Source organism: Tenacibaculum sp. AWR4_210 (assembly GCF_056160945.1).
Window position 1 is genome coordinate 480,848 of record NZ_JBSWYF010000002.1, and the last position, 19,095, is coordinate 499,942.

The following is a 19,095-nucleotide window of genomic DNA, read 5'->3' on the forward strand; positions in this document are numbered from 1 at the left end:
ACCATTTAAAATACCTATTGACATGATGAATTCACCCGAAGAACGGTTTAATAATTTAAGCCCGTTGAAGAAAGCCTTGTTCAAAATTGAAAAATATAAGTCGGAGTTAAATGCTTTAAAGTCAGTTAAAAATACTGGTGACATTGCCGTTGTTGGAATGGCGGTAGACCTTCCTAAAACCGATACGTTGGAAGGCTATTGGGAACTGTTAAAAAACGGAGAAGATTTGATAGCAGCGTTTCCCGAAAGTCGTAAGGAACAACTGGCGCCATTTTATAAGAATGCCGGTGTTCGTCCTTCTGATAAAGATTTTGGTGAAGGCGCTTTTTTAGAGCGTATTGACCATTTTGACCATGAGTTTTTCAAGTTTTCAAAGTCGATAGCAACGACTATGAACCCGTTGCAACGTTTGTATTTACAAACTTCGTGGAGGGCTCTTGAAGACGCTGGATGTCTGCATCCGGATAACGACAAGGTAGGGGTGTTTTTTGGAGCTTCAGGTGATTTGGCCTATTCACAATATTTAAACATAGTTGAAAAATCGGACAGTTCAATTAACCCAGCGTCATTAATGGGAAATACCAGTTCGATAGCTTCGAGTAGAGTGTCTTATTTTATGGATTTAAAAGGACCTGCCATTACTTTAGATACCGCTTGTTCTTCGTCATTAGTAGCCATACATCAGGCGGCAAATGCCCTGTTTAACGGTGATTGTGAAGTAGCTATAGCAGGGGGAGCTAAAGTGTATATTTCACCAGAATTAGAGAAATACAAAGTAGGATTTGAGTCGCCAACTGGAAAAACCAAGCCCTTTGCAAAAGATTCTGATGGGGCAGGAATTGGAGAAGGTGTAGCGGCCGTTGTATTGAAGAAATTGGACCGAGCCATTGCCGATAACGATCGAATTTATGCGGTTGTAAAGGGCTCGGCAGTAAACCAAGACGGGACCTCTTCTGGAGTGGTAGCACCCAACCCGAAAGCGCAGACAGCCGTAATTAAAGAGGCAGCACAAAGAGCGGGGGTAGCCTTGAATAGTTTAGGGTTTGTTGAAACCCATGGAACCGGAACCGCCCTAGGTGATCCTATCGAATTTCAAGCGCTTTGTGAAGCAATAGGTGAAACGTATACGCAAAAGTCAATTGCCCTCGGTGCAGTGAAAAGTAATATAGGTCATCTGTTTGAAGCAGCAGGAGTGGCAGGATTTATCAAATGTGTATTGGCCCTACAATACAAAGAAATACCTGGGAGTTTGCACCATGAGGAGGCTAATGAAAGCATCGACTTTGAAAAGTCGCCATTTTTTGTGAATACAGAAAAACTAGCATGGAATAAAACGACCCACCCTAGACGATGTGGAGTGAGTTCGTTTGGTATAAGCGGAACCAATGCACATGTTATTTTAGAAGAATATTCAAGTCCCGAAGTGACCGAAAAACAAGGTACAACGGAGGCTGTTTTTACTTTGAGTGCCCACAGTGAAGAGGCTTTACGCGCGTTAATAGCTGCAAGTATAGAGCAGTTAACCACTGATGATAGTTTGAATTTGTCTGCGTATTGTTATGCATCGAATACGAAGCGAGGAATGTATGCTTGGCGCTTTGCAGCAGTTGTAGCAACTACGGAGGAGCTGGTAGCTGCCTTAAAAGCTTCGGAAGGAATTCAAAAAGCGAGTTATAGTTATAAACTTAAAGGAGAAGCAACAACGTGCTCTTTGGGTGAATTGGCCGAAGAGTTTAGAAAAGGAGCGGTAATTTCTTGGAATGACCATTACAAGGATCAGGTATTTGAAGCGGTGGATTTACCGAAATATCCCCTTAAAAAAACTACCTGTTGGCCGGTGTTTAGCACGGTGACTACTGATGTAATCGCAAATGAGCCAAAGGAAGAAATTGAGGAAGTAGCAAAGGAATTGACTTATGACCAGGTGTTTGCCCAATTGGGGAAAATGATAGAGGTGGATACTGGGATTGTATTTGATGCTGCAATGGCGGAAGAAGATTTCTTCGATTTAGGAATTGACTCGATCGTCATTTTACAATTCATTCAAACCATACAAAAGCAATACGGTGTAAAATTGGAAATGGGAATGTTTTACGAGGTAGTAAACAACCTAGATAAATTAACCAAATTTACTGTAGAACACGGACGAGCAAAAGTATCCGTAACCAAAACAACAATTGCTGATAAGCAGGTAAACAAACAACTGAAGGAAATAGATTACTTCGTTCCTTTCAAAGAAATACAAAAGGAGTCTTCTAAAAGTATGACTCCTGAACAAGAGGCGCATTTAAACAGTTTGGTAACTGCGATTGCTACCCAAACAAAAACGTCTAAAGCTAGCACACAGGCTTATAGAAAAGAACTTGCAAATAATAGAAATGTTGCTGGTTTTAAGCCTGAGACAAAAGAAATTACCTATCAAATTATTGCCAAGAGTGCACAAGGAGCAAAAATTGTAGACTTGGACGACAACGAATATGTCGATTTAACAATGGGATTTGGAGTAAACCTACTAGGGTACAATCCGAGTTTTATTCAAGAGGCTTTGACAGAAGAATTGCGTTTTGGATACCCCGTTGGACCGATGAACGAAACCGCAGGAAAAGTAGCTGCCTTGATTTGTGAACTGACTGCGAATGAACGCGCAGCATTTTACAACTCAGGAACTGAAGCCGTCATGGTAGCACTTCGATTGGCGAGAGCGAAAACTGGACGTGCAAAATACGTATTGTTCAAAGAGTCGTATCACGGAACTTTTGACGGTATTTTAGCATTGCACAATCCGCTAGATACCGAAAATCCGATTCCTTTAGCTCCTGGAATTACGGATAATTTTATTAGCAATGCCATCGTACTCGAATACGGAAGTAAAGAGGCGTTGCAGTTTATTGAAAAACACGGAACGGAATTGGCCGCTGTGCTCATAGAGCCAGTTCAGAGCCGACGACCAGACATACAGCCAAGCGAGTTCTTACACGAAGTAAGACGTTTGACTAAAAACTCAGGAACAGCAATGATCCTAGATGAGGTTATTACAGGGTTCAGAATACACCCTGGTGGGGCACAAGCTTGGTTCGATGTAAAAGCAGATTTGTGTACCTACGGAAAAGTTGTAGGTGGAGGAATGCCTATCGGTGTGGTAGCAGGAACTAGTGAGTTTATGGATACTGTTGACGGAGGCCATTGGGAATTCGGCGATCAATCGTATCCGCAAAAAACAACCACTTTCGTTGCCGGAACGTTTAATCAGCATCCTTTAACGATGTGCGCATCACTGGCTATATTGACGCATTTAAAGAACGAAGGCCCTCAGTTACAAGAACAACTGAATGCGAAAACTCAAGAATTTGTAGATCGCTTGAATCGCTTTTTTGAAACGAAAAATGCGGCGATTAAAGTCGTGCGTTTTGGATCGTTGTTCCGCTTTGTACTGAAAAGTGGATGGGAGCTGTTTTACCAACATTTATTAGCGAATAAAATTTATGTTTGGGAAGGACGAAACTGTTTCTTATCAACCGCACATACCGAGGCTGACCTAATGTGGTTATACAACGGAATTGTCAAAGCTACTGACGATTTGTTAGCCGCAGGTTGGGGAAGTTTAACGAACAAAAAACTCACAGCAAAAACTACGGTACTCCCATTTACGGAAGAGCAACAGCAACTCTACGCGCTTTCTGCTAGTAGTGATGCAGCTTCGAGCTCATTTAACGAAAATCAGATAGTACATCTCCAAGGAACGCTAGTTTTAGAAACCTTGGAAAGTGCTTTTCAATGGGTAGTAAACAGACACGAAGCACTGCGCACCGTAAAAATTGATGAAGCAGGCTACCATATTGCAGGAGAGGTACATGCTGAGTTTACAGTAGAAGATACCCATAAAACAACAGAACAAACTTCAGATGAAGCAGTGTTTACCCATTTAGGAAAGAAAGGGAGCGCGGTCTTTAATTTGGAAAAAGGACCCTTTATAAGACTCCGCGTTTGGCGAGAAAATGAAGGGAGCAATTACCTCCTGTTAACCACGCATCACCTAGTTGGAGACGGATTCTCAATTGAGGTTATCTGGAACGAGTTGGCAGCTGCCTATTCCGCTCTGCTTGACGGAAAGATTCCAGGTTGGCTTCCAGCGGCAAAAATAAGATCGTTTAACAGTTGGTTACAACGAGAAAGTACAACGAATAATGCTGCATTAGAGTTCTGGAAAACAGAGCTGAAAAAAGGCTATTCAGCACTGCAGTTACCAGTGAAGACAGGAGCTTCCATCTCCAAATCCTTAAAAGGAGGGAAGTATAGTTTACCGATAGAAAAAGAGCTGCTTGAGCAGTTGCAAGCATTGGCAAAGGCAGAACGTACTACATTGTTTAACGTAGTCTTTTCACTATATGCCGTACTGTTACACAAACTGTCGGGGCAAGCAACTTTTGTCCTCGGAATTCCTGCCTCTGGACAACTGGCAAAAGGAGAGAAAAAGCTGGTGGGACAGTGTGTGAAAATGCTACCTATCGGGATACAAATTACAACTGAGGCTTCGTTGAGAACTGTGATGGCCGAGTTAAAAGACTTGATAACCAAAGCCGTCAACTTCCAGAATTGCTCATTTGAAACTCTTGTTTCTGAGTTTTCGGAGGTAAAACTTCCAAAAATTACTACCGAAGTAGACATGAATAGTGTTAAGAGTAGTATGGACTTTACAGGAACAACCTCAGCGTTTTACTTTCCACCAATAGCGTTTGCGAAGTATGAACTGAGTATAAGTATCATAGAAATAAAAGACACCTTATCAATTGATTTCTATTATCAATCGGATTTGTTTGATGTAGAAACTATTGAAGAATGGGCAGCCTACTTTAAAAATCTCATGGAAGAGGCTGCAACCAATAGCACTCAAATTGTTAAAGAGATAAGCTTACAAAATCCACAAAAATCGGCTGTTTTATCAGCTTGGAACAACTTTTAATTAAAAATTTAGCCGCATCAAATTTAACGCAATGGACCAAAAATTAACCAACTACAACTTTCCATTTCTTAAAAATCTCGAAACGGAAACCATCGGTATTTACTATAAAAGCACATTTACAAGTTACGCAGCACTGTTGCAATCTATCGAAGAGAGAAGCCGAGAATTGGGGGATCTAAATGGAGTGCAAGTGGTGGTTGCCTACGAGAGTTTTCTCACGCAATTAACCAATGTTTTAGCCGTAATTGCTGCGAATGGCTCTGTACTTTCTCGTAGAGAGTTTATCGAGCAGGGAGAAGGAGCAAAATTAACGGAATACTGTGAATCGTATTTGTTGTTATCAGACAAAACCGAGGATACGCTTGAAAATGACTTGCTAGCAGTAAAACGAAACGCGAATGTTCGAGGGGGAGTATTGTTGTCTTTACAAGAAGGAGATACTTTTTATTCAGTCAATATCGCAACTGCTGAAGAGCACATCGCTCATGTTGTGCAGGCATATGATTGGAAGCAAGGAGATACCATTGCAATTTTTGAACAAGAGGCTTTTGATGATATTTTAGAGTTTGTGTTGCCTGCCATGGCAACGAATGCAAATATAAGCATTGGGAATACAGCGGAAGTAACGACTGCGGCATGGACTACCTTAAAGATGCATACCGCAATGTTGGGAAGTACTGAAATCGCAGAATTTGCAAAAGCTACGGCATTGCAAGTAGATTCATTGGTAGTTTCATCAACAACTCCTTTACACAAGGCACATATTACTTGGTTGTTTGACCAATTCTCAACTGTTAGCCGTATTAAGTGTACGTTCCAATTGGAAACGACAGGGTTGTCAGTAATGGAAGCAGATTGGTTGAGAAGAGAGGAGGTATTTGGCGATGTTGTATTTAATAAACCTTTTGGAAAATCAGGATTAAAAATAGTAGACGCGCAGGGAAGTCCAAGTCCAATTGGAGTACCTGGTGAATTATGGATAGGAGCAAGTTGCTTGAGTTTACCGTTGCACGAGGCCAACTCCGCAGCGTACCGAGCTATTGGATATAAGGCGAGGTTTTTGGCTTCTGGAGGTGTGGAAATATTGCATCGTTCAACCCGTGAAATTATAACGGAAACAGCGGTTATTACACCAGATATTACAGAATCGTACTTGACCTTACATCCCTTTATCGAGTCTGCAGCGGTTCTTTTCCATCACAATTCACAGCAATTGACTGCTTTCGTAGTCGTAAAACCCGAAAAGCGTGTCTCTAAAGCAGGCTTAAAGGCGTGGTTGAAAAAAAGTATCGCTAAAAATTTGGTGCCTACTCAGTTTGAGTGGATGGCAGCGTTGCCCTTGACGACTTCAAAGGCAATAGCGTATCAAACGTTACAAGAGTATGCCGTGTCTGTAACTGAGCAGTTGGCAGCTTCTCCTGTGGAGCAAGCCTTGATTGGTATTTGGGAAGAGGTATTGGGTGTCGAAGGAATTACACAGAACGATAACTTCTTTGAACTCGGAGGACATTCTTTGGCAGCTACCAAATTGGTCGGAGTTTTGAGGAAGCAATTCAATACGGAATTATCTATTAGAACGGTGTTTACCAATCCAACAATTCAGCTGTTAGCTGGTGTACTCGCCATGAGTGCAAATGAAGGATCGGGACAAGCGATTGTAGCTCACGGAAAAACATCGGAAGTACCCTTGTCATTCGGTCAGCAAAGAGTATGGTTCATCGATCAATTACAAGGAACAAGAGCGTTTCACATTTCAGGAGGATTGCTGTTAAAAGGAGCAGTACAAACTGAATTGCTTGCAAAAGCTCTCAAGAACATCGTAGAAAAGCATCAAGTTTTGCGCACTGTTATGCAAGACAAGGACGGTGTAGGTTACCAATCTGTGATTGCAGCAGATGCTTGGGAATTAACTACGCTTTCATCCGAGGGAGATGTTGATACGGTCATAGCAAGCTTAGCTGATAGACCATTTGACCTGACTAAAGATTATATGTTTAGAGCAGGAATACAGCAACTAGAGGAAAACGAATACATCTTGGCTTTGGTTTTTCATCATATTGCCTGCGATGGTTGGTCAATTCCGGTATTTGTAGAGGAATTGACAAAAGAGTATGAGGCATTGAGCAAAGGAGAGACCGCAGCAACGTCCCTTCCTATACAGTACACGGATTATGCACTTTGGCAAAAGGCTCATTTAAATGGAGCGTATTTAGCAAATCAGTTAAACTATTGGGAAGAGCAATTGCAGGGAGTAACTCCCTTGTTGCTGCCAACAGATAAAAAAAGACCTAAAGAGTACAGTTCGGAAGGAGCGGTATTGAGAATGCCTCTTTCCAGTGATTTGACAACCAGCATAGCACTGTTATCAACAGAATTTGGTTGTACTCCTTTTATGAGTTACTTAGCGGTATTTAAAGTATTGTTATATCGCTATACTTCACAAAAAGATATTTGTGTGGGGATTCCAATGTCAGGAAGAACACATCAAGAATTTGAAAACCTTATTGGTTTCTTTGTCAATACTATTGCTATTAGAAACCAACTAACAGGAAACCTCTCTTTTGAGACCTTTTTAGAAGAAGTCAAAGAAACAGCACTGGCGGCCTACAAAAATCAGGAGGCGCCCTTTGAACAGGTGATTGAACGCTTGGGAGATGTCGCTGACTCGGATCGAAATCCGTTTTTGAAAGTCTTGTTTTCAGTAGAAAATATGCCTGTTTTGGCCAACAGCACTAACGAGCATTTTACCATGTCAGTACTGCGTCCGAAACAACCTCATGTACAGTCAGATGTACATGTAATTATAGAAGAAGATGCTGAGGAAGGATGGGTACTGGAAATTCAGTACCGCAAAAACTTGTTCCATGCAACGACCATTGAGCAGTTCGCGGAGCACTACAGAAGACTATTAGCATCCGTAATTGAAAATCCTGCGGAATCTATCGGACATTTAGCCATGCTTTCGAAGGATGAAAAGCGAGAATTGGTCCTCGATTTTAATACGGATAGAATTACGGTTCCGGGTTCTCAAACCGTATTCGACCTGCTCAGTAAAAGAGCTCAACAAACACCTGAGGCTATCGCACTGGTGTTTGGTACGAGTAAAATGTCTTATGCTAGCTTAGAACAAAAGTCAAATCAAGTAGCGAGATATTTAAAAGCAAACGGCGTACAAAAAGGCGATTTAGTGCCTATTTGTATGGAGAGATCCCTAATGACCATGGTCGCAATTTTTGGGATCATGAAAAGCGGTGCAGCCTATGTGCCAATAGACCCGACAAATCCAGTTGATAGAATTTCGTTTATCATCAGCGATGTTGCGGCAAAGTTGGTGGTTACGCATTCGGAAGTACATTCGAAACTGCAAGCGTGTTCAACGGTTCCTTGTATGGTCATCAACGAGCTTGATGAGGAAATACAAGAACAGTCTTCGGCAAAGGTTGAAATGGAGGTACACAGTGATGATATTGCTTATGTAATATACACTTCAGGGACAACAGGAAAGCCTAAAGGAGCAATGATGCGCTACGGATCACTCTGGAGTTTCTTAGAGTCGATGGACCTATCTCATCCGTTATCTGAGGGAGATGCCATGGCCTTTAAAACCAATTATGGTTTTGACATGACAATTCCTGAAATATTTGGTTGGATTAAACGCGGAGCTACTTGTGTGCTTATTGCTGATGAGCAGGTAAAAGAAGTTGGGCAATTTGTTTCAGCCTTGCAAAAACACCGCGTAACACAACTTTTAATGGTGCCATCTCACTTTTCAGTATTTATTGAATACGTGGTGGCCAATGATATTCAATTACCAGATCTTCGATACTTATTAGTCGGAGGAGAAACGTTCCCTGAAAAGGCATTGGCCTTGTTTAAAGCGTCGAAACTCCAAGCAAAACTCGATAATATATACGGTCCTACTGAAACCACTGTTTTTGTGTTGTTCGAGAGGTTGAATGCACTGTCTGAAGAAGCACCTGAAATCCCAATTGGGAAACCGATGCCAAATACGGAAGTATACATAGTATCAGAAGAAATGGAATTGGTGCCCAAGGGAGTCGTTGGAGAATTGTGTGTGGGGGGACTCGTATTGTCAAAAGGTTACCTAAACAGAACCGATTTAACTGAGGAGAAGTTTGTGACCAATCCATTTAGAAAAGGAGAGCGCTTATACAAGTCAGGTGATTTGGCCAGGTGGTTACCCGATGGTTCTGTAGGTTATGTAGGTCGTAAGGACTCACAGGTTAAAATTCGTGGATACCGCGTTGAATTGGGAGAAATAGAAAATGTACTAGGCAAACACCCAGCGGTACAACAAGGAGCTGTTACCACAGCTAAAGATCAACACGGATCACATTATTTAATAGGATATACAACGTTAGCGGAAGCAGTATCAAAAGAAGAGTTACAAGAGTTTTTAGCTGCAAAACTACCAGAATATATGGTTCCGAAGATATGGGTGACCTTGGAGTCAATGCCTTTGTCTGTCAACGGAAAAATAGATAAAAAGAAATTACCAGCTCCGGTAACGGAAGCACTTTCTCAAAGTGAATTCGTAGCACCAGTAACGGAGTTAGAAAAACAATTAGCCAGTATTTGGTCAGAATTATTGGAAGTGGAAAGCATCGGGGTCCACGACAATTTCTTTGAATTGGGAGGTCATTCTTTATTGGCAACGAGAGTCGTTTCACGTATTAGAAAAGAATTGGAGAAAGAACTTGCTATCAAAGAGTTGTTTGTAAACCCAACCATTGCTTCACTGGCTCAGGCACTGGATGAGGATAAGGCATTTTCAGGAGTCGCAGCTATAGTAAAAAGAGATCCTCAGCGTCATATTCCACTGTCGTTTAGTCAACAACGAATGTGGTTTTTAGACCAAATGCAGGGAACTAGAGAGTATCATATTTCTGGGGGGTTACGTATCACGGGAATACTCGATCTAAGTATCGCTGAGCAGGCTTTTAAACAGATAGTAGCCCGCCATGAGGTGTTGCGAACGGTAATTTACGAGGAAGCAGGAACGGGGTACCAAAAATGTATTAGTCCCGAAAATTGGAAATTAGAATTCTCTGAGCAATTCGCTGAGTCGAAACGAAAGGAAGCGATAGACGCATTTTTGGACCGACCTTTTGATCTGGCAAAAGATTATATGTTTAGAGCCTGTGCTTTCCCTGTCAGTGAGGGTGAAACGATTATCGCCTTAGTATTTCATCACATAGCTAGTGACGGGTGGTCAATTCCTGTGTTTATTGATGAATTCCAAGAAATTTACGCAACGTTGATTCGTGGTGAGCAGCTGAATTTACCAGCATTACCCATTCAATATGCCGATTATGCCGTTTGGCAACACCAAGAGTTAGCAGGTTCGTTATTAGCGGAGCAATTGAACTATTGGGAAAATAAGCTGCAAGGAGTAACACCGTTGAATTTACCGACAGATTTTGTACGTCCAACGGTGAGAAGTAGACGTGGAGCTAATTGTCATTATCAATTAGATCAACAATTGTCGGCAAAGCTCACAGAGTTTAGCCAAGCCGAAGGCACTACCTTGTTTATGACACTGCTCGCAGCATTCAAAGTATTGTTGCACAAGTACAGTGGTCAAGGAGATATTTGTGTAGGAACGCCGATTGCCAATCGTTTACAGGCAGAAATGGAACACCTGATAGGCTTTTTCGTAAATACGTTGGCCTTGCGCAGTGAGGTTGCTACGGAACAGACCTTTAAAGAATTCTTACAAACAGTTAAGGAAACTACCTTGGATAGTTATGAGAATCAGCTAGCTCCTTTTGATAAGGTGGTAGAAAAAGTAGGAGATGCTCGTGATTTGAGTATTACTCAGGTATTCCAAGTAATGTTTGACCTACATAATATCCCAGAAAACAAAAAACTAGCACTGGAAAACACGACGCTGACACCCTTCGAATTTGAAGAAGATACAGCGCAGTTTGATCTGATTTTGGTCGCCAAGGAAACGGTGAACGGGATCTTTTTAGATATGGAGTACAGTACAGATTTGTTTACCGAAGCTACGGTAAATAAGATGTTACGTCATTTTGAAGTTCTTCTGCACACCTTGCTCGAGAATCAGCAACAGAAAATTGCAGGGGTCTCGGTATTGACTCCAGAAGAACGCATCGAATTAATATACGATTTTAATGCTACCGAGGTTGACTATCCGCTCGATAAGACGTTTGTCGATTTATTTGCGGAACAAGCTGCAAAAAGCCCGTATAGCATTGCAGCACTTTGCCAAGGAGCGAGTTTGACTTATAAAGATTTGGATGAGCGCTCAAATCAAGTAGCTCATTTTCTGAAGCAAAAAGGTGTGGGGAAAGATGAAATTGTGGCCGTATGTTCTGAACGTACGTTTGACCTGCTTATCGCCGTTGTGGGGATTATGAAAGCAGGCGCGGCCTACGTTCCTATGAAGCCTGACTTTCCCGAAAGTAGAATGCAGCATATATTGACAGATACCGAAGCGAAATGGGTACTTTCCGATACTGCAACTACAGCACTTTTGGCTACCAAAAACACGTTGCAGGCTACAGTGATTGACGTAGCAAAGCACGAAGCTATTGAGACGGCGAGTAAACTGCCTGTGTTTACCGATAGCAATCCTGACAGTTTGGGCTATGTTATTTTTACCTCAGGGAGTACGGGAACTCCGAAAGGAGCTTTGATAGAACAAAAGGGATTGGTGAATCACCTATTAGTGATGATCGATACCTTGGAATTAGACGAGCACAGCGTTATAGCCTTTACAGCACCGTTTACTTTTGATATTTCTGTATGGCAATTGCTATGTGCATTGCTTACTGGAGGTAGAACGGCGATCTACGATGAAAAAGAGCTGTTGGATGTGAATGCTTTTGGAGCCTCGTTGCACCATGACGGCGTTTCTGTTCTGCAATTAGTGCCTTCTTATACCGCTAGCTTGTTAGCCGCAGCGGCCGAACACCGCTTAGATCAACTAGAGTACTTTTTGGTCACTGGAGAAGCAGTGACAAAAGATATATTAGATACCTGGTTTTCTGTATATCCAGACATACCAGTAGTGAATGCTTACGGTCCGGCAGAAGCAGCCGATGACGTGACTTTACATATCATGAGGACAGCACCAGCTGATGGTTTAGTCCCTATTGGGAAACCTGTGGCAAACATGCAAATCTACGTGGTGGATGCACAAGAAAACTTGTGCCCAGTAGGAGTGATTGGAGAAATTTGTGTGGGAGGTGTCGGTGTAGGCCGAGGATATTTAAATTTAGATGCCTTAACACGTGAAAAATTTGGACCCAATCCCTTTTCAGGAAGAGGAAGGATGTACAAGACAGGAGACCTCGGGCGTTGGTTGTCAGATGGAACTTTGGAGTTTGTAGGAAGAGCTGATGACCAAGTGAAAATTCGCGGATATCGCATCGAACTCGGAGAAATAGAGAATACCCTAACACAGGCTTCTTTAGTAAAAAGTGCCTGTGTACTGGCAAAAGATGACGGGGCTGGCGTAAAGAATTTAGTTGGCTATGTAGTCCTGAATGCACAGGGAACTAAGGAAGATTTAGAAAACTTCCTAGCTGCGAGAATCCCGGAGTATATGATACCTAAAATCTGGGTATTTTTAAACGAAATGCCTCTTACTCCTAATGGTAAAATAGCAAAAAGAGACTTGCCAGACCCTGCAGATGTTCAAGAGAAAAAGAGTGATATTACTGAAAAGCTCACACCTGTTCAACAAAAAATAAAGGAAATATGGATACAGTTGTTGGGGCTTGATGAGCTGAGTATACACGATAATTTTTTCGAGCTCGGTGGACACTCGCTGAAAGTGGTGAGTATGGTTTCACAAATACAAAAAGAGCTGGAGGCCGACATTGCCATTAGTGATATTTTCTCGAACCCGACAATTGCCGGTTTATCCGCATTAATCGATACTGCCGAAGAAATTATTTTTGAAGCTATCCCAAAAGTGGCAGAAGCCCCTTATTACCCTGTTTCTAATGCCCAAAAGCGACTGTGGATTTTAGACAGGTTTGTAGAAGAGGTGTCTGGTTACAATTCGTACAATACTTATAAAATTGAGGGAGCACTCAATGTTGAAGCTTTTAGTGAGGCAGTAACGCATATCGTAAATCGACACGAAGTACTGCGTACGACTTTTACAGAACGTCAAGGAGAACCTGTTCAAGTGATTCACAAAGAGGTAAGAGTAGATCAGGTAGTCGATTTAATCGATTGTAAGGAAAAGGGAATTACAGAAGCAGAAATTCTACAAGAACTCGAGGTGGTTGCAAATACGCCATTTGATTTGTCAGCACCGTATTTATTTAAGTCGAGAATTTATCAGTTGAGTGAAACCGAGTTTATTTTCTTCTGCGCCATGCATCATATCATTTGCGATGGCTGGTCGAATACGATTCTCGTAAAAGAAATATTAAAAACCTACCAAGCGAGGTCAAAACAACAGGAACTGAATTTACCGAGTTTGGCAATTCAGTACAAGGATTACGCTGCTTGGCAAGTACAGCAGTTAGCCTCAGGTGGGTACGATAAGCACAAGGAGTATTGGCATCAGAAATTACAAAGCCCGCTACCAGTATTGGATTTTCCGACCTATAAATTGCGTCCGGCCGTACAGGATTTTAGTGGGAAAGCGATGGTCAAATATTTCGACACGAGCTTATTGCGCCAAATCAAGGCTTTAGCCGCTCAGGAAGAGACGAGTTTGTTCATGGTGTTGACGAGTTTTCTGAATGTATTATTGTTCAAATATACAGGACAAACAGATATCATTATCGGAACCGGAACGGCGGGTAGGACACATCCTGATTTAGAAAATCAGCTCGGTTATTATATCAGTACGGTAGCCTTGAGAAATCAATTGGATCCAACAAAGAGTTTTAAGGCATTTTTAAAAGAAGTAAGTGCTAATACTATTGAAGCTTTTGAACATCAGGATTATCCGTTTGACATGCTCGTGAACGAGCTTGATATCGAACGTGACATTAGTAGGAATCCAATATTCGATATCATGTTGCAATTGCAGAGTTATGACGAGGATGAGGATGAATTGCTTATCAATGGATTCGATAATGTGCGCATTGCGCAATTAGAAGTAGAAAATCAAGGAAGCCCTTTTGATATGGACTTTGATTTCGCTGAGGAAAAAGACACTTTAAAACTGTTGTTGACTTATAATGATTCGGTGTACGAAGGGGCACAAATGCAGCAATTACTCGAACACCTCGAGTTGCTGATGCATACTATCGTGGCGAATCCAGATGAAAAAACTGCTGCAATCGGCATCACAACTGCAGCTGAACAAGCAATGATAGCTGACTTTAATGCTACCGAAAAAACACTTCCTCTAGAGCGTACGTATCATCATTACTTAGAAGAGTTTGCAGAAAAAACTCCTGAGAAGACAGCAGTGATTTTTGAAGATAAAGAAACGAGTTACGCGGCATTAAATGCCCAAGCGAATCAATTGGCACGCGCCTTAGCAATGGTAGAACCCCTAGTTGAGGATGATCAAGTCGGAATTTTGTTAGAGCGTTCAGATACGCTTATGGCTATGGTGTTAGGTGTTTGGAAATTGGGAGGAGCTTATATTCCTATCGACAAAAAAGTACCTGCCAACCGCGTATTGTCAATGATAGAAATTGCCGAACTCAAGGCTGTAATTGTCGATCGTGATTTGGTAAGTGTAGAATTACAACAACGCATAGCTTCGCGATGTACACTCTTGTTTATACAAGATTTGATTACTGAGGCAACCCAGCAGCAGGCAGGGAATTTGAATAGAGAAATTAATCCGAATAGTTTATCGGTAACCATGTTTACTTCCGGATCTACCGGATTGCCAAAAGGAGCCATGAATGAGCACATCGGAATGATGAATCACGCGCTGGCAACCGTTGATTACTTGAATATGGATGCAGATTCAGTTTTAGTTCAAAATGCATCCTTGAGTTTTGATATTGCTGTTTGGCAATTTTTTACGGCCTTGATAACCGGAGGAACTACGGCAATTTACGGAGATGCTTTGGTAAACTCACCTACAGAATTGTTGCAAAAATTCGTAGCCGATAAGGTGAGCGTTTTTCAGGTTGTTCCGTCGTATTTAGGCATGTTACTTGAGTTAATTGAAGAGGAAGCAAGCCCAATTCCTTTAACCATATCGCACCTGATTTGTTGTGGAGAGGCGGTCAATCCAAAAGCAGTTCAGCGTTGGTTGAATTTATATCCGAACACCATCATGATAAACGATTATGGACCTGCAGAAGCCTCTGATGGGACCACTTGGAACGTGTTTAATGCTGTCGATGACAATGCATTGAGTATTCCGGTTGGTAAGCCTATTTATAACATGGCGAACTACATTGTTGACGATTATATGAACTTGTGTCCAGTAGGCGTTGTAGGAGAAATTTGTGTAGCTGGAGTTGGGGTTGGACGCGGATATATTAATGAGCCCGAAAAAACGGCCCAAGCCTTTGTTGACAACCCGTTTAAAACGGATCGAACAGAACGCTTGTACAAAACTGGGGACTTAGGACGTGTACTTCCGAACGGAATGATAGAGTTCAGAGGAAGAAAAGACTACCAAGTTAAAGTAAATGGACAGCGCATAGAACTCGGTGAAATTGAATCGAAATTAGAGCAAGTTGAAGGCGTCAAAGCAATTACCGTTATTCACAGATCGCACGAGCATAACGATCGTAAATACTTACATGCTTTTGTCGTTTTCGAAGAAGAAAATGATCTATCTATAGAAAAGCTTAAGAATATCTTGACGGAAGAATTACCACCCTATATGATTCCTTCAGATTTTCAAGAATTGGCGCAACTGCCATTGACAATGAGTGGGAAGGTAGACAGAAAATACCTGGATTCCATTGCGGAGTCTAGAGAGGTGTCGACCCCAGACATCGCCGTTGCTGAAGGAGCAGTAGAAACTATTTTGGTCACTGCGTGGAAAAAAGTACTGAATCTGACTGAGGTGAGTACTACTGATAATTTTTATCATATCGGAGGTGATTCTATCAGTGCCATTCAAGTCGCGTCGTTCCTGTATAAAAATGCATTAAAAGTAGATGTAAAGGATATTATGAGGTATCCAACCATCAAGGAAGTAGCCACAAAAGTGGTGCCTTTAGAAATGATGGCCGATCAAGGAGTGATTACGGGATCCTGTTCATTGACACCGATTCAAAAACAGTTCTTTACTTATGAAAAAACGCATCCAAATCACTACAATCAGTCTATGGTACTGCGATCAAAGCAGCGTTTAGATCTCAATTTGGTAAAGGAAGCACTGTATCAAGTTCAATGTTGGCACGACGCTTTGCGTTCGGTGTTTACAGCGGACAACGGTGTGGTAAAACAGCAGATATTAGATGTAGCTATGCCGGTTTCAGTAACGGTACACGAAGTACTTGGAGAGCAGTTTGAGACTGCCTTGAATACTATTGGGACTACCTTACAGGCGAGCATACAATTAGAAGAAGGCCCATTGACAAAGGCCGCTCTAGTAAGGACTGATACAGCTGATTACTTGATGATTGCAATTCATCACTTGGTGATAGACGGTGTATCATGGCGCATTGTATTGGAAGATTTTGCTGCGGTGTACGAGCAATTGAATCAAGGAAATCCTATTGAATTACCCGCAAAAACACATTCATTCCTCGAATGGTCGGATGAGTTAAGAGCGTATATGGTATCGGAAAAATTTGAAACCGAACGTGCTTTTTGGATGCAGAGAGTTGAAAATAAGGTATCGAGAATTGCTTATACAGCTACGGAAAATCAACTGTATAAAGCACGTGTTAAGGAGCGTGAAGAACTCGGTATGAGCATTGGAATCGACCAGGTAAAAGTATTAGAAACTGAGGTTCATCAGGCTTTTAACACAGGGATTAATGATATTTTATTGGCAGCATTGAGCTGGGCTACATCCCAATCGTTTGGCTTGCAAAACACACCAGTAATGCTGGAAAGCCACGGTCGTGCAGATATCAATCCTGGCTTGTCAACAAATAGAACTGTAGGATGGTTTACCAGTGAATATCCGGTATACTTACCAACAGCTTCTGCAGATTTGGCAGTGCTCATCAAAGAAGTCAAGGAACACTTGCACCAAGTGCCTAACAACGGTATTGGGTTTGGTATTATGAAGTACCTCGACGATGCAGCTCCAGAAGAAATTAAAGAGGCCGTTTTACCTCAAATAGCGTTTAACTATTTAGGGAAAATTGAAGACGATGGAAGCGAAGAAGAGTTTGTAGTGTTAGATACGACCTACGGCCATGAAGAAGCCCTTGAAAATAAAAGCGATTTTGATATCGAATTACTAGGAACTATGCGAAATGGACAATTGCAATTTACCTTGCAATATCACAGTAGTCAATTTAAACGAGAAACGATGGAATCTTGGCTCGAAACCTATAAAAATTGCTTGGAAAAACTGATAGCATTTTGTGCGAGTCGTAGCCATAGTGAAGCGACTCCAAGTGATTATGATTACAAAGACTTATCACTCGATGATCTGGTAGAATTAAACGATTTATTTTAATAGAAATTAACTAACAAACAGTGGTTTCTATACTGTGTGAGCCTCGTGAAAACACGCTGGCTAGGGGGCATAGTGTTTAAACCGAACAAAAAAACTTATAAAAAGATGGAAAATACAACACATAAATTTTCACAGTTTCATTTGACAGAAACACCTAAAGTAGTGACACAAATTCCAGGGAAAAAATCACAGGAGCTTTTAAACTTACAAAAGGAAATCGAAGGAGCGGTAGTTTCGTATCCTAAGAGTATGCCTTTTGCTATTGATAGAGCCAAGGGAGCTGTAGTAGAAGATGTTGACGGAAACCAGTTTATCGATTTTTTTGCAGGTTGTGGGGTCGTAAACGTAGGGCATTGTAACGATGAGGTGTTGGCCTATGTAAAGGAACAGCAAGAAAAGTTAATTCACGCTTTGGATTTTCCAACAGAAAATAAATTAAGAGCCATTCAGCATATTTTAGGCAATTTGCCAGAAGCAGAACGCACGAATTACAAAGTGAGTTTTGGAGGGCCTACGGGATCTGACGCCGTTGAGGCAGCGATCAAGTTAGCCAAAATTAAAACGGGTAGAGAGGGTATTATCGCCTTTTCGGGAAGTTATCACGGGATGACTTCAGGGGCTTTGGCAGTTACTGCGGATACGGCTTTTAAATCAAAGTTGTGTGCCTTGGTACCGAATGTGCATTTTACACCATTTACCTATGAGTATCGCTGTCCGTCAAATAGCACAGGTCAGGCGAGTAAGAACTTCTGTATTGATCAATTGACATTCTTACTAGAAAATAAACACTCGGGGATCACAAAGCCTGCTGCCATCATTGTCGAATCTATTCAAGGAGAAGGTGGAAACATCCCTCCAGCAGCAGGCTTTTTAAAGGAAGTCATCGAAGTTGCACATCGCAATGATGTTTTGGTGATTTTTGATGAAATCCAAAGCGGATTTTTCCGCACAGGGGAATTTTTGGCCTGTATGAATTACGATGCCATGCCCGATATTATTACCATGTCTAAAGGTTTAGGAGGAGTAGGATTCCCTGTAGCGGCCTTGGTGTACAGAAAAGAAGTAGAGGCTTGGGGACCTGGAGACCACATCGGTACATTTAGAGGAAACCAGGTGAGTTTGGCAGCTGCCAACGGAGCGTTCGATTTTATCGAAAAATACCAAGTAGGAGCTCATACCAAAGAAATGGGTGCTTATCTAAAAGCAGGATTGCAAGAATTAGCAAATCAGTTTGATTGCATTGGGGATATCCGTGGAAAGGGATTGATGATCGGAGTAGAATTCGTACTCGATACCCATACAAAAACTCCAGCGAGTCAGCTCGTAAAAGAGTTTCGACAAGCCTGTTTACAAAGAGGGCTGCTGTTTGAAGTTGGAGGACATTACAACAACGTATTGCGTATTGTTCCACCATTGACTATTACGCCAAAACTCATCGATCGCGCTTTGGAAATAATGAAAGACGCCTTGATGAGTGTGATGCCCGGAAATGAAGTAACCGCTGAAGCGCTACTTTCTGAGGCGACACTCTAGTAAAACGATCAAACTAATTACCTACTAA

General features: G+C 41.7%; 3 protein-coding genes. All 3 read left to right on the forward strand.

Features of this window, described 5'->3' with window-relative positions; translation table 11 throughout:
- Positions 1-22: 22 nt before the first annotated feature.
- The 3 genes from ACXAG7_RS05595 (at position 23) to ACXAG7_RS05605 (ending at position 19,067) form a co-directional block, all read left to right on the forward strand.
- Positions 23-4,960 (forward strand): aminotransferase class III-fold pyridoxal phosphate-dependent enzyme, encoded by a 4,938-nt coding sequence (locus ACXAG7_RS05595; RefSeq protein WP_476666224.1) that lies wholly within the window; start codon positions 23-25, stop codon positions 4,958-4,960.
- 31 nt (positions 4,961-4,991) lie between these two features.
- Positions 4,992-17,534, forward strand: coding sequence for an amino acid adenylation domain-containing protein (locus ACXAG7_RS05600; protein WP_476666225.1), 12,543 nt, complete (start codon positions 4,992-4,994; stop codon positions 17,532-17,534).
- A gap of 105 nt (positions 17,535-17,639) precedes the next feature.
- Positions 17,640-19,067 (forward strand): aspartate aminotransferase family protein, encoded by a 1,428-nt coding sequence (locus ACXAG7_RS05605; protein ID WP_408042218.1) that lies wholly within the window; start codon positions 17,640-17,642, stop codon positions 19,065-19,067.
- Positions 19,068-19,095: the final 28 nt, after the last annotated feature.

Excerpts from the sequence above, each read along its gene's own strand:
- ACXAG7_RS05595 (WP_476666224.1), top strand. The coding sequence starts at position 23 with ATGATGAATTCACCCGAAGAACGGTTTAATAATTTAAGCCCGTTGAAG.
- ACXAG7_RS05600 (WP_476666225.1), top strand. The coding sequence starts at position 4,992 with ATGGACCAAAAATTAACCAACTACAACTTTCCATTTCTTAAAAATCTC.
- ACXAG7_RS05605 (WP_408042218.1), top strand. The coding sequence starts at position 17,640 with ATGGAAAATACAACACATAAATTTTCACAGTTTCATTTGACAGAAACA.